The 13,298-nt window shown below is 65.8% G+C and carries 11 protein-coding genes; 4 read left to right on the top strand and 7 right to left on the bottom strand.

The window, feature by feature from the left end; all coding sequences use genetic code 11:
* The first annotated feature begins 88 nt into the window (after positions 1-88).
* Entirely contained in the window at positions 89-1,519 is a 1,431-nt protein-coding gene (gene otsA / locus FAZ97_RS09620; RefSeq protein WP_158758241.1) for an alpha,alpha-trehalose-phosphate synthase (UDP-forming), read from the top strand.
* Positions 1,520-1,649: 130 nt separating this feature from the next.
* On the opposite strand, the gene FAZ97_RS09615 is transcribed toward otsA, so the two are convergent.
* The gene (locus FAZ97_RS09615; RefSeq protein WP_158758240.1) at positions 1,650-3,485 is read right to left on the bottom strand and encodes an ABC transporter ATP-binding protein; all 1,836 of its coding nucleotides are present in this window, start codon (positions 3,483-3,485) and stop codon (positions 1,650-1,652) included.
* A gap of 784 nt (positions 3,486-4,269) precedes the next feature.
* On the opposite strand from FAZ97_RS09615, the gene FAZ97_RS09610 reads away from it, so the two are divergent.
* From FAZ97_RS09610 to FAZ97_RS09600, 3 genes are all read left to right on the top strand, one after another.
* Entirely contained in the window at positions 4,270-5,334 is a 1,065-nt protein-coding gene (locus tag FAZ97_RS09610; RefSeq protein ID WP_158758239.1) for a glycosyltransferase family 4 protein, read from the top strand.
* A 235-nt stretch (positions 5,335-5,569) separates the two neighbouring features.
* Positions 5,570-6,511 carry a hypothetical protein gene (locus tag FAZ97_RS09605; RefSeq protein WP_158758238.1) on the top strand — a complete coding sequence of 314 codons (942 nt, stop codon included), beginning with the start codon at positions 5,570-5,572 and terminating at the stop codon, positions 6,509-6,511.
* 97 nt (positions 6,512-6,608) lie between these two features.
* Positions 6,609-7,073 carry a DUF2214 family protein gene (locus FAZ97_RS09600; RefSeq protein ID WP_158758237.1) on the top strand — a complete coding sequence of 155 codons (465 nt, stop codon included), beginning with the start codon at positions 6,609-6,611 and terminating at the stop codon, positions 7,071-7,073.
* An 84-nt stretch (positions 7,074-7,157) separates the two neighbouring features.
* On the opposite strand, the gene FAZ97_RS09595 is transcribed toward FAZ97_RS09600, so the two are convergent.
* The 6 genes from FAZ97_RS09595 to FAZ97_RS09570 are packed head-to-tail and all read right to left on the bottom strand — an operon-like array spanning position 7,158 to position 13,210.
* A complete protein-coding gene (locus FAZ97_RS09595; protein WP_158758236.1) occupies positions 7,158-7,982 on the bottom strand; it encodes an SDR family NAD(P)-dependent oxidoreductase in 825 nt (274 codons plus the stop codon).
* Positions 7,983-8,018: 36 nt separating this feature from the next.
* Entirely contained in the window at positions 8,019-8,432 is a 414-nt protein-coding gene (locus tag FAZ97_RS09590) for a MaoC family dehydratase (protein WP_158758235.1), read from the bottom strand.
* Positions 8,433-8,445: 13 nt separating this feature from the next.
* On the bottom strand, positions 8,446-8,886 hold the full coding sequence (locus FAZ97_RS09585; RefSeq protein WP_158758234.1) for a MaoC family dehydratase N-terminal domain-containing protein: 441 nt from the start codon (positions 8,884-8,886) through the stop codon (positions 8,446-8,448).
* A gap of 34 nt (positions 8,887-8,920) precedes the next feature.
* On the bottom strand, positions 8,921-10,108 hold the full coding sequence (locus FAZ97_RS09580; RefSeq protein WP_158758233.1) for a lipid-transfer protein: 1,188 nt from the start codon (positions 10,106-10,108) through the stop codon (positions 8,921-8,923).
* 29 nt (positions 10,109-10,137) lie between these two features.
* Positions 10,138-11,277, bottom strand: a complete 1,140-nt coding sequence (locus tag FAZ97_RS09575) for an acyl-CoA dehydrogenase family protein (RefSeq protein ID WP_158758232.1) — start codon at positions 11,275-11,277, stop codon at positions 10,138-10,140.
* 52 nt (positions 11,278-11,329) lie between these two features.
* On the bottom strand, positions 11,330-13,210 hold the full coding sequence (locus FAZ97_RS09570) for a feruloyl-CoA synthase (RefSeq protein WP_158758231.1): 1,881 nt from the start codon (positions 13,208-13,210) through the stop codon (positions 11,330-11,332).
* Positions 13,211-13,298 lie beyond the last annotated feature (88 nt).

Genomic DNA, 13,298 nt, shown 5'->3' with positions numbered 1-13,298 from the left:
GTTTGATCCCCCACGTAGATAGCATGACGCGAGGCGCTGCCTCGCGCACGCCAAGCTTTCCGGATTTTCTGCACGGACCCCGCCCCTCATGAGCCGATTGATCATCGTATCGAACCGCGTCGCGCCGATTTCCGAAGGCGGTCCGGCCGCGGGCGGCCTCGCGGTGGGCGTGTACGACGCGCTCAAGGAAACCGGCGGCATGTGGTTCGGCTGGAGCGGCGACGTGCTCACCTCCGGCCAGCCGCAGATCGCGCTCGAAGAGCGCGGACCCGTGACCTTCGCCACCATCGGCCTGTTGCGGCGCGACTACGACCAGTACTACCGTGGTTTCTCTAACGCGACGCTCTGGCCCGCGTTCCACTACCGCGCCGATCTCGTCCAGTACGACCGCCACGAGTACGAGGGCTATAGCCGCGTGAACGCGTGGCTCGCGCAACAGCTCGTGCCGCTTCTGCGCGAAGACGACGTGATCTGGGTCCACGACTACCACCTGATTCCGTTCGCCCAGGCGCTGCGCGCGGCGGGCGTGAAGAACCGCATCGGCTTCTTCCTGCACATTCCGTTTCCGGCCTCGCAGGTGCTGCTGGCCGTGCCGCCACATCGCGAGCTGGTGCAGGCGCTCTGCGCGTTCGACCTGCTCGGCTTCCAGACCAAGCCCGATCTGCGCGCGTTTTGCGACTACATCGTGAACGAGGCGGGGGGCACGACCGCGCCGCAGGCGGACGGTCTCACGCGTATCGAGGCGTTCGGGCAGACGCTCTGCGCGGGCGATTACCCGATCGGCGTCTATCCCGACGAGATCGCGGAGCTCGCCAAGGCCGGCGAGCGAGGCAAGCCGGTGCGCACGCTCAAGGCGACGCTGCACGGGCGCAAGGTCATCATGAGCGTGGACCGGCTCGACTATTCGAAGGGGCTCGTGGAGCGCTTTCGCGCCTTCGAACGCCTGCTCGACCACGCGCCGGCGCAGCGCAACAAGGTCTCGTTCGTGCAGATCGCGCCGCCTACGCGCGCCGACCTGCACGCCTATCAGGACATCCGCCTGCGCCTCGAGGCCGAGTCCGGGCGCATCAACGGCCGATACGCGGAACTCGACTGGACGCCGATCTGGTACATCCATCGCCAGTACGAACGGGCGGTGCTGGCCGCGCTGTTCCGGGCGTCGAATGTCGGCTACGTCACGCCGCTGCGCGACGGCATGAATCTCGTCGCCAAGGAATATGTCTCGGCGCAGGACCCCGAAGATCCGGGCGTGCTCGTGCTCTCGCGCTTTGCGGGCGCGGCGCAGGAGCTGTCGGGCGCGCTGATCGTCAATCCGCTCGATATCGACGGCATGGCCGATGCGCTCAATGCCGCGCTCGCCATGCCGCTCGCCGAGCGGCTCGCGCGCTATCAGGACATGATGGCCCAGTTGCGCGAGAACAACGTCTCGGTCTGGCGCGACCGCTTCATGCGCGATCTCGGCCAGGTCCGCGTGCGGCAAGGCGTCGGCTTGCCGCCGCTCGAGCCCGCGCGGGGCTGAGCACACAAGCCTCGCCCGCCTTGGCGGGAGCGAAAAAAAGCCGCTTCAGGCGATGCCCTGAAGCGGCTTTTTTGCGTTTGGCGACGCACGATAGCGGCGAAGCGGGCGGCGCCCCCGCCTGCGCGGGTGGTCAGGCCACGTGCTTTTCGTCGGTCTTCTTGCTGCCCAGATGCAGCGTGGAGTGCTTGCCGTACTGCTTGGCCAGGAGGTCGCGGTAGAGGCCCGGACGGTTGCGCAGCTCTTCGGGGCTGCCGTCGTCGATCACCTTGCCCGCGCTCATCACGATGATGCGGTCGAAGTTGTTGAGCGTGGAGAGGCGGTGGGCGATCGCGATCACGGTGCGGCCGACCATGAGCCGGTCGAGCGCCTGCTGAATGGCCTCTTCGGACGCGCTGTCGAGCGCCGAGGTGGCTTCGTCGAGCAACAGGATCGGCGAATTCTTGAGAATGGCGCGCGCGATGGCGATGCGCTGGCGCTGGCCGCCCGACAGCTTCACGCCGCGGTCGCCCACGATCGTGTCGTATCCCTCGGGCATCGCCTCGATGAATTCGGCGCAGCGCGCCTCGCGGGCCGCCGCGATGACTTCCTCGCGGCTTGCCTCGGGGCGGCCGTAGGCGATGTTCTCGTAGATCGAACGGTGCAAGAGCGAAATGTCCTGCGGCACGAGCGCGATGGCATGGCGCAGGCTGTCCTGGGTGACGTGCGCGATGTCCTGGCCGTCGATCTTGATGGCGCCGCCCTGGGTCTCGTAGAAGTGCTGCAGCAGCGCGAGCACCGTTGTCTTGCCCGCTCCCGACTTGCCGATCAGGCCCACGCGCTGACCGGCCTCGATGTGCAGGTCGAAATGATCGAGAATCGGCTTGCGGTGCGGATAGGCGAAGGTCACGCCCTCGAAGTCGACGCGGCCGCCCTGGGCGATGAGTTCCTTGGCGTCGTCGCGGTCGGGCATGCCGTGCGGCTCCAGCAGGGTTTGCACGGCTTCGGCAAGGCGCGCCACGTGTTGGGTGACGTCCACGAGCGCGACGGCGAGGTCGCGCGTGCCGTGCAGGATCGTGAAGCCGAGCGAGCTGACCAGCACGATGTCGCCCGACGTCGCCTTGCCCTGATCCCACAGCCACAGCGCCCAGCCGAGCAGGCCGGCGGACAGCATGGCCGTGATCACGGCGTGCAGCAGACGCAGCTTTTCGAGGTAGAGCAGGCTCGAGCGGCGCGCGTCGAGTTCGGCCTTGACGGTCGAGCCGAAGCGCTTTTGCTCGCGGAACGTCATGCCGAAGGCGCGCACGAGCGCCATGTTGCCGATCACGTCGACGAGCTCGCCGTCCACGGCGGCCGCCTTGGAGGCGAAGGTGTGGTGGCGCGACGAGCCGCGCCCGGCCAGCTTGAAGAGGATCACCGAAAGGATCGCCGAGCAGATGAGCAGGCCCGCTGCCATGAGCGGATTGACGGCGATGATCATGACGATCGCGCCGGCCACGGCAATACAGGGCGGCAGCACATTCCACGCGGTGGTGTTCTCGGCCGTGTAGACGGCGTTCGACGTCGCGGTGATGCGGCTGGCGAGCGTGCCGGGCTGCTTTTCGGCGTAGTAGGTGGGCGAGTGGCCGCTCAGGTACTGGAAGAGATCACGCCGCAGGTCGCCCGTCACGGTGACGAAGGTGTGCGCGGCGAACCAGCCGCCGACCCGCCAGAGCAGGTTGTCGGCGGCGATCAGGCCGACGAGGATGGCGAATGCGGTCCACAGCGGGCCCGGATGATGGCGTCCGGCTCCGAGCACGTCGATCAGATGCTTGATGGCGTACTGCGACGCAAGCGCGCAGCCCACAGCCGCGAACACGCTGGCGAGCACGACGGCGTGGGCGAACGGATGGCGCTTGATGTAGCGGAAAAGGAACGCGAGCGGATGCCGCGCATAGCTCGCGAGCTTTGCGTTGTGGGCATTACGCTGGGCGGTGGTCAGATGTTCCAATTGATCGGGTGGTCGGTCTGACGGAATTTCGTCCGTGCAAGTTCAAAGGAAGATAGCTGGCGCTGAGGCGACGAACGGCTTTGGGCGCGCGGCAACGAAGGCGGACTTACCGCATTGTAAACACCCCATGCGCGTCGCGCACCGCCTGTGCCCGGCGGACGCGCATCATATCGCGACACGATAGCGCGGGATACAGATTGGGGACACGTTGTTGCAGCGGAGGTTCAACAGGAATCGCGGACCGTTTTAGAGATCGGTGTTTTAGAGATAGAATTACGGATTGCATTCGGAAAAGCGCTGTGCTTGCTCGCCCACGCCGTTAGCCGGCGGCGAACCAGACCCGCACGAGGTGCGGCATCGATGGATGCGCGCCGTGCCGCGACAATCGCCCGCAGTTGTATTCCGCAGCGCAGCACCCAATCTAGAACTCTCTTGGAAAACAATGGGTTGCGGAGTGTTTCCGGTTTGTAACAACGTAAAGACTTTGAAATGATCTAGCCGGTATTTACCCTGGACCGGGATAATGCCGACTCGGACGGCGTAGGGAATTTGACAGCTTCTATGTCAACGGCCGCGAACCCTGCGCGTTTACCGCCTGAACCGCCGCGTGTGCGCTCTCTTGCCGCTTCACAACTGCGTCGGCTCTGTGTCCGGATTTCCGGCGCGGTTAGCGGTACGGAACGCCTGTAAGGCGCGTGGCGACAAGGAAGCCGCAGCCTGCATAGGTCGATTGTCAAATTTGCAGTCTATTGCCCGATTTATTACGAGGAAGGAGTTCACCACTATGCGAATCGCTCAAATCGCTCCGTTGCACGAGGCGGTTCCTCCCAAGCTGTACGGCGGCACGGAACGGGTGGTCTCCTACCTGACCGAAGCGCTGGTCGAACAGGGCCACGATGTCACGCTGTTCGCCAGCGGCGATTCGATCACCTCGGCAAAGCTCGAAGCGTTTTGGCCGCAGGCACTGCGCCTCGACCCGACGATCCGCGACGTGATGGCTCCGCACATGCTGCTGCTCGAAGAAGTTCGCCGCCGGGCGGACGAATTCGACGTGCTGCACTTCCACATCGACTACTACCCGTTCTCGCTGTTCGCGCGCCAGCCGGTGCCGTTCGTCACGACCATGCACGGCCGTCTCGATCTGCCGGAACTGCAGCCGGTGTTCAACGCGTTCAACGACGTGCCGGTCGTTTCGATCTCGGACAACCAGCGCATTCCGCTGCAGCAAGCCAACTGGCAGCAGACCGTCTACCACGGCCTGCCGGAAGACGTGCTCACGCCGATTCCGAACGTCGAGCCCGGCTATCTTGCATTCCTCGGCCGCGTTTCGCCGGAGAAGGGCCTTGACCGCGCGATCCGCATCGCCGGGCAGGCGGGCATGAAGCTCAAGGTCGCCGCCAAGATCGATAAGGCCGACCGCGCCTACTACGAAGAAGTCATCAAGCCGCTGATGGCGCTGCCGCACGTCGAGTACATCGGGGAAATCGGCGAGCACGAAAAGCGCGAGTTCCTCGGCAATGCGCATGCACTGGTGTTCCCGATCGACTGGCCGGAGCCCTTCGGCCTCGTCATGATCGAAGCCATGGCCTGCGGTACGCCGGTGATCGCGTTCAAGCGCGGCTCGGTGCCGGAAGTCATCGAGAATGGCGTGTCGGGCTTTGTCGTCGAAGACGAAATCAGCGCAGTCGCGGCGGTCAAGCGTCTGCCGACGCTGTCGCGCGAGAAGGTGCGCGCCGCGTTCGAATCGCGCTTCTCGTCGAAGGTGATGGCGCGCAACTACGTGGCCGTCTACGAAGAACTGCTGCGTCAAAAGCATCGCACCGTGCTGCGCGAAGTCAACGCCGGCTAAGCTGCGCACTGAAACCGGGCAGCGCTGCTGCACGCCCGGTTTTCCGCTTTTCCCCAACGCCCCGGTGCCTGTGCACCGGGGCGTTGTCACATTCGCGGCGCCGGCAAGTGAGGCGCACGCTTAATGTCCCTATAATGGCCGTGCCGTAAATCCGCGGCGCCCACAAAAGCGTGCTTTGCATGGGACCAGAGTAACGCGCTGAAGCGCGAACGCTGGTCGACAGAGGAGAAGACCCTTGGCCAGAACCCGACCGACGCCCACGGCGACCGTACCCGGTGCCGGGACGCTTTTCGCGCTGCGCGCGATCGGGCTCGTGATACTCGCGCGCTGGCTGCACTCCATGGCGCAGATGAATTTCCTCGCGGCGCTCGAAGGCATGGCGTCGTCGCCGGCGGCGAGCCTGAATCTCGTCTTTCTGTTTCTGCTGATCGTGCTGCCTGGCGCCAAGGCGCGCGTCGAGCGGCCGTTTCACCCGCTGCCGCAGTGGCTGCGCCAGGCGCTGCGCTTTTTCGGCGTGCTCGGTTTTTTGTTTGCAATCGGCTCGATCGGCATGTTTGTCTGGACCGCCGGCTGGCGGCGCACCTTCCACGCCGTGGCCGATACCAACGGCTGGCTCGTGGCCGCCCCCGCGCTCTATGCCGCCGTGGTCTGGATCTGCCGGCCGCGCGCGCTTTGGCGCAGCAACTTCGCGGGGCGGCGTTTCGCGATCGGGCGCTTCGCCGTGTCGATCGATTCGGCCACGCGCACGACGGTCGTCTGGCAGGAGAGCCGCAAGGTCGGGCAGTACGACGCGCGCGAACTGTCGGTGCGCTGGCTTTCAGGGGCGCCGCAGGGCGGGGTGGTCATGGCGGTGCCTGCGCGCTTGCCTGCACCCGAGCGCGCCCAGGCTGACGAACCCGCCGCCACGGCAGGCGTTGCCGAGCCGGTTGCCAGTGCGGAGACTCCCGAAGCCGCGGCTACGCGGGAACCCGGCGCGCACGATGCGCCGCGCCAGGCGTCGCCGTCGTCATCGTCGAAGTCGGCGGGCAAGCCCGCGCGCCGGCCGAAGATCGAATTGCTCTGGGATTCGCCGGCTGCCGCGGGTCACAACCGTCAGACCGTGTTTCGCGTGTCGCTCGCCTCCGAAGCCGATCGCGCGGCCTCGCGTGCCCTCGACTCGGCGTTGAAGCAAGCCTGACGTACCTGACATAGCGCGGCCGCATGACGCCGGGCCCGGACTTACGCCCGCATTTTTTGTTGCTTGCCGTTCCTGTCGTCCACTCGAAGGAGTCGCAATGCTCATACGCTGGTTGCTCGCCGCCATTCACCTGCTGGCCTTCGGCTTCGCGCTCGCCTCTATCCTGCGGCGCACGCGCGGACTGCGCCGTTGCACCTCCACCGAAGACCTGCCCGCGATCTTCAGCGCCGACAACGGCTGGGGTGGCTCGGCCGTCGTGCTGATCGTCACCGGCGCCATGCGCGCGTTCGGCGGCTTCGAGAAGGGCGCCGCGTACTACCTCCATGAACCGCTCTTTCACGTGAAGATGGGCGCGCTCGTGCTGATCCTCCTGCTCGAGATCGCGCCGATGATGGCGCTGCTACGCTGGCGCCTCGCCGTACGCCGAGGCGACGTGCCGGATCTGACCGGTGCGCCGAAATATGCACGCATCGGCGGCTGGCAGACGGTGCTGCTCGTCGTCATGGTGTTCGCGGCGACGGGCATGGCGCGCGGCATCGGCCTCGATACGGCCGCCGAATAGACCACCCGGAGGGCACCCAGGCCGCGAAAAAAGAAAACCCGCGCGTCGGCGGGTTTCCCGGTGCGAGCAGGTCGCGGCTTCGTTTTACTGAAGATTGCCCGCTACCGCGACCGTCTGGCCGGTGATGTAGTTCGACTCGGGCGAGCAGAACAGATACACGCCGCCCGCCGCTTCTTCGGGCGTGCCGCCCCGGCCGAGCGGATTGCGCTGCGCATGCGTCTTGAGCATCTCGGGGTTCAGGCCCACGCGGATCTCGCGCCCTTCGATGCTCACCGTCGCACCCGCTTTCGCGTCGGCGCTCGTCATGCGCGTGTGAATCAGGCCGAACGCCACCGCATTGACATTGACGTTGAAGCGCCCCCATTCGCGCGCGAGTGCGCGCGTCATACCGATCACACCCGCCTTCGCGGACGAGTAGTTCATCTGCCCGGCGTTGCCGTTGAGTGCCGACACCGACGAAATATTCACGATCTTGCGATACACCTCGCGCCCCTCGGCCACATCGGCCGCGTGCAGCGCCTTCACGTGCGGGTACGCGGCGCGCAGGATGCGGAACGGCGCGGTCATGTGGCAGTCGAGGATCGCGTACCACTGCTCGTCGGTCATCTTCTGGATCACGTCGTCCCAGGTGTAGCCGGCGTTGTTCACGATGATGTCGATGCCCTTGAACGTGCTCATCGCCGTGTTGATGAAGCGTTCGGCGAAGTCCGGCGCCGTGACGTTGCCCACGCAGGCCACCGCTTCGGCGCCTGCCTTGCGCAGCACTTCGACAGTTTCGTGCGCCGGATCGGCGTCGAGGTCGTTCACGACGATGCGCGCGCCTTCGCTGGCGAGCTTTTCCACGATTGCACGGCCAATGCCGCGTCCCGAGCCGGTGACGAGCGCCACCTTGCCATCGAGCTTACCCATGCTGTTGACTCCTTCTATCGAATGATGCGGGTGGATTCAGAGTGCGACCACGGCGTCACCCACGACGCGTGGTTCGCCATACTGATTGGCGGTCTGGATTTCGAGGCGCAGGCGTCGCTCGCCCTCGGCTTCGAACTTCTCGACCACGCGTCCCGTACAGACGATGCGATGGCCGAGATGAGTGATGCCGACGAAGCGCACGCCGAACTGGCGCAACTGGCGCTGATCGACCCATTGGGTGAGCAGGCGGCCAAGCCAGGCCATCGAGAGCATGCCGTGTGCGAACACGTCGGGCATGCCCGCGCGCCGCGCATAGTCGATGTCGATATGCACCGCGTTGTGGTCGCCCGAGGCGCCCGCGAAGAGCGCGAGCATCTTGCGGTCCACGCTCGGCAGTTCGAGGGGAGGGAGCGTGTCGCCCACCTGGATCGTGTCGTACTGGATGGTCATGCGGGGTCTCCCTTCAGCCGTTGCGTTGCACGATCACGCTGCGCAGATCGGCTACGTGCTCGCCGCGCTGGTTCGTGACGCGCGTCTCGCGCACGACGAACTCCAGCGCGCCAGCCTTTTTGTCGTAGATGTCGGCGATGCGCGACTCGAACAGCAGCACGTCGCCCGCGTACGCGAGCCGGTGATACGTGAAGGACTGTTCGCCGTGCAGGATGCGCGGAAGCTCGATGCCGATTTCGTCGCGCCAGGACCCGTCCGGCTGCTCGAATTCGAGCGAGAACAGGAACGTGGGCGGCAGCGGCAGGGCGGGGTGGCCCGCGTCGCGCGCGGCGGACTCGTCGAAGTAGACGGGATTCGTTTCGCCGATCGCCTTTGCGAAGAAGCGCAGCCGGCCGGCTTCGGCTACGGCGCGAAACGCGGGCAGCGTTTTGCCGATGTGTTGCTTGTCGATCATGTGATTGGCTCCCAGTCGTCAGCAGTGCTTACGCTCACGCGGACTTGTAGACCGTGACGACGCAGGCGCCGCCGAGACCTACGTTATGCGCGAGCGCGACCTTCGCACCTTCCACCTGGCGCTCGCTCGCCGTGCCGCGCAGTTGCTGGGTGAGCTCGTAGCATTGCGCGAGGCCAGTCGCACCGAGCGGATGCCCCTTCGAGAGCAGGCCGCCCGACGGATTCACGACCCATTCGCCGCCATAGGTGTTGTCGCCGTCGTTCACGAGCTTCTCGCCTTCGCCTTCCGCGCACAGGCCGAGCGCCTCGTAGGTCAGCAACTCGTTTTGCGCGAAGCAGTCGTGCAGTTCGATCACGTCGATGTCGCGCGGGCCGATGCCGGCCTGCTCGCAGGCAGTCTTCGCAGCCGAGCGCGTCATGTCGAAGCCGACCACGCGGATCATGTCTCGCGCGTCGTACGTGCTCGGGGTGTCGGTGGTGAGCGCCTGGCCGGCGATCAGCACGTCGGTGCGCAGACCGTGCTTCTTCGCGAATGCCTCGGACACGACGAGCGCCGCCGCCGCGCCGCAGGTGGGCGGGCAGGCCATCAGGCGCGTGAGCACGCCTTCCCAGAGCATGGGCGCGGCCATCACATCTTCGGTCGAGATCACGTTGCGGAACACGGCGAGCGGATTGCGCGCCGCGTGGCGGCTCGCCTTAGCGCGGATCTTCGCGAAGGTTTCGAGCTTCGTGCCGTATTGCTTCATGTGCGACAGACCCGCGCCCGCGAACTGGCGGATGGCGTTGCTCATGCCCTCATGCTGGCCGACCAGCTCATCGGTGATGTCGAGCGCGCGCTCGAGGGCGCTCTTGCGGTCCGTCCAGACCGACTTGAGCGCACCGGGCTGCATGAACTCGAAGCCGACGGCGAGCGCGCACTCGACGGCGCCGCTCTGCACGGCCTGGCGCGCGAGATAGAGCGCGGACGAGCCCGTCGCGCAGTTGTTGTTCACGTTGATGACCGGAATGCCGGTCATGCCGACCTGATAAAGGGCCTTCTGGCCGCAGGTCGAATCGCCGTAGACGTAGCCCGCATAGGCCTGCTGCACGTCGCTGTAGTCGATACCCGCGTCGGCGAGCGCCTGACGGATCGCGGTGGCGCCCATCACGTCGTAGGTGTCGCTCGCGCCGGGCTTCTTGAACGGAATCATGCCGACGCCGGCGATATATGCGCTTCGAGTCATATCAGTACTCCTGAGTGAGTTGGATTTTTTTAAAGCTTGCGCGAGATGAGGTCACGCATCACTTCGCTCGTGCCGCCGTAGATGCGCATCACGCGCGAGTCGGCGAACGCGCGGGCCACCGGATATTCGAGCATGTAGCCGTAGCCGCCGTGCAATTGCACCATTTCGTCGAGCGCCTTGCCGAGCGCTTCGGTCGCGAAGAGCTTCACGACGGCGGCTTCTTCCAGCGTGAGGCGGCGTCGAACGTGTTCAGACAGGTAGTGATCGACCATGAGCCGCACCGCGAGCGCCTGGGCTTTGATGTCGGCGAGCTTGAACTTGGTGTTCTGGAAGTCCCACACGGTCTGATTGAATGCCTTGCGGTCCTTCACGTAGTTCAGCGTGTGCTCGAGACAGGCTTCGAGCTTGGCGGCCGCGTTTACGGCGATCGAGAGGCGTTCCTGCGGCAGTTCCGTCATCAGGTAGGTAAAGCCTTTGCCTTCCTCGCCAAGACGGTTCGAGACCGGCACGCGCACGTTGTCGAAGAAGAGTTCCGCGGTGTCCTGCGCGTGCTGGCCCACCTTTTCGAGCTTGCGGCCTCGGCGAAAGCCTTCGCGGTCGGCTTCGACGACGATCAGGCTCACGCCTTTGGAGCCGGCTGCCGGATCGGTCTTGCAGACCATGATGATGAGGTCTGCGTTCAGACCGTTGCTGATGAAGGTCTTGCTGCCGTTAATCACGTACTCGTCGCCGTCGCGCACGGCGGTCGTGCGCACGGCCTTCAGGTCGCTGCCCGTGCCCGGCTCGGTCATGCCGATGGCGAGGATATGTTCGCCCGAACAGACCTTGGGCAGCCAGCGCTGCTTTTGCTCCTCGTTGCCAAGCCGCGCAATGTACGGGGCGATGATGTCCGAATGAACCCCGAATCCGAGGCCGCTCAGCCCGGCCCGGCTGACTTCCTCGTTGAATACGGCCGCGTGGCCGAAGTCGCCGCCGCCGCCGCCGTATTCGGTCGGCAGCGTCAGGCAGAGCAGGCCCTCGCGGCCAGCCTTGAGCCAGGTCTCGCGGTCGACCTTGCCGGCCTTGTCCCATTCAGCTTGCCTCGGCACGCATTCCTTTTCGAGGAAGCGGCGGGCGGTGGTGCGCAGCATCTCGTGATCGTCGCGAAAGACGTTACGGTTGATTTGCATATCGGAGTCCTGAACGTTAGCGGTTGCTGTTAGGGATGTTGGAGGGAGGAACTCAGCGCGCACGAGCGACGCGCGCGGCGGGTTCGGAGTGAAAGAGCGCGTCGACGAGGTGGGCCCGGCGCGAGCGTGTGACGGCCTGATTGACATAGCCCTTGTCGGCGATTTCGTTCGCGTCCATGCAGGGCGGCTCGGCCATCAACAGGATCCGCTCGACGTGAACGCTCGCGCCTTGCGAGCGCTGGCTGCGCAGCCGCTCGCTCAGCGCGGCGACGACGACGGGGTGTTGCGTCAGCGCTTCGGCGTCGAGGCCAGCGAGTTCCGGTGCGAGACGCTGGCACGCGGCAACGTTCGGCCAGGCGAGCGCGGCGACGTAATCGTGATCGTGTCCGCAGATCACGGCGTCGGCGAGCAGCGGGGCGCAGCGATCGAGCAGCGCGAGCCGCATGGCGCCCGTGCGCACCCATGTGCCGTTGGTGAGCTTGAAGTCTTCCACGACACGCCCGGCGAACAGCAAGCCTTCCGATGGATTGTCCGGGTTGGCGAGATGCACGGCGTCGCCGAGCCGGAAGAAGCCTTCTTCGTCGAAGGCGGCCGCGGTGAGTTCGGGCTGCTTGATGTAACCGGCGAACACGTTCGCGCCGCGCATGCGGATCTCGTAGCGGCCATCTGCGCTTTCGAGCGGGACGAGCTTCACTTCGGAGCCCGGAACCGGTGTGCCGATATTGCTGATCGTGTTGGTGATCCAGCCACACATCGTACCCATGCCACTCGTTTCCGTGCAGGCGAGGCCGGTCGCGAAGGCGATGCGCTGGCCGACGGTCTTTTCGGCCACGCGCTGGATGCGGTCATGGATATCGGTGGGCAGGCTCGCGCCGCCATAGCCGAAAAAGAGAACCTTCGAGAACAGGTTCGCGGCGAGTACGGGGTCCCGTTCGAGTTCGTTCGCGAGCACGGCCCAGGCTGACGGCACGCTCGTGAAAATCGTGGGCGCCACCTCGCGCAGATTGCGTACCGTCCGCTCGATGAGGCCGGGCACGGGACGGCCATCGTCGATGTAGTGAGTCGCGCCGAACTGGATCGCGCGGCCCAGGTTGAGCACGCCGCCAAGGCCGTGGTGCCACGGCAGCCAGTCGAGGAACACGGGCTCGGTGTCGAGCAGGAAAGCGAGATTGTCGGCGTAGTAAGCGGCTACGGCCTTGAGGTTGCCGTAAGTCAGGGCGACGCCTTTGGGCGTTCCGGTCGAGCCGGACGTGAAAAGCACGCGTGCCGTTGCATCCGGCGTGATCGCGGCGTGCGCGGCGGCGACCGCCGCGCGGCGCGATGCGTTCAGTTCGGTCTGCGCGAGCGTCGCCCAGTCGAGCTGGCCGGCGCCGGCGCCTTGCACGGCGATGGCCGGCGCGTGGAGATGCGCAAGCGTGCCGAGTGCACGTTCGAAGGAGGCGGCGTTCTGCACGAATAGTGCGGCGGGCGGCACCAGATCCACGATGGCCTTCAGACGTCCGAAGTCCTGGCTCAGCGTCGCGTAGGCGGGCGACACCGGAGCGGTGGGAATGCCCACGTATTCGGCGGCGAGCAGCACGACGGCCTGTTCGATCGAATTGCCAGAGAGCAGCATGAGCGGGTGCGCCTGATCGAGGCCCAGCTCGAGCAGCGCGGCGCCGACACACTGCACCTGCTGCCAAAGCTCGCGCCAGCTCAGGCGCCGCCACGTGCCGTCGCTCCCGCGCTCGCAAAACACGGCGGTCTCGCCGCGCGTGAGCGCCCAGCTTTCGACGAAATCCACGAAGCTTTTCTGCGTAATGGCTGGTGGCGGATTCGCCGGGCGCAGGATCAGGCTGCCGTCGCTGCGCCGCTCGACGAGCGTTTGACGGTGGGGCATGGGTAGCGGCCGGACGGCAACCGCCGGTTGAATGCTGGCCGAGAGCGTACTCATTAAGCCTTGTCTCCTGAACGTTTGCGTTCGCCCCTTGGGGCGCACCACGTTGATTTTGTCGGGAGGGGTTCCGTCGGGCGGAACCCCT

Source organism: Paraburkholderia acidiphila, assembly GCF_009789655.1.
GTDB classification, from domain to species: domain Bacteria; phylum Pseudomonadota; class Gammaproteobacteria; order Burkholderiales; family Burkholderiaceae; genus Paraburkholderia; species Paraburkholderia acidiphila.
This window is presented reverse-complemented; position numbering and strand designations above follow the sequence as displayed.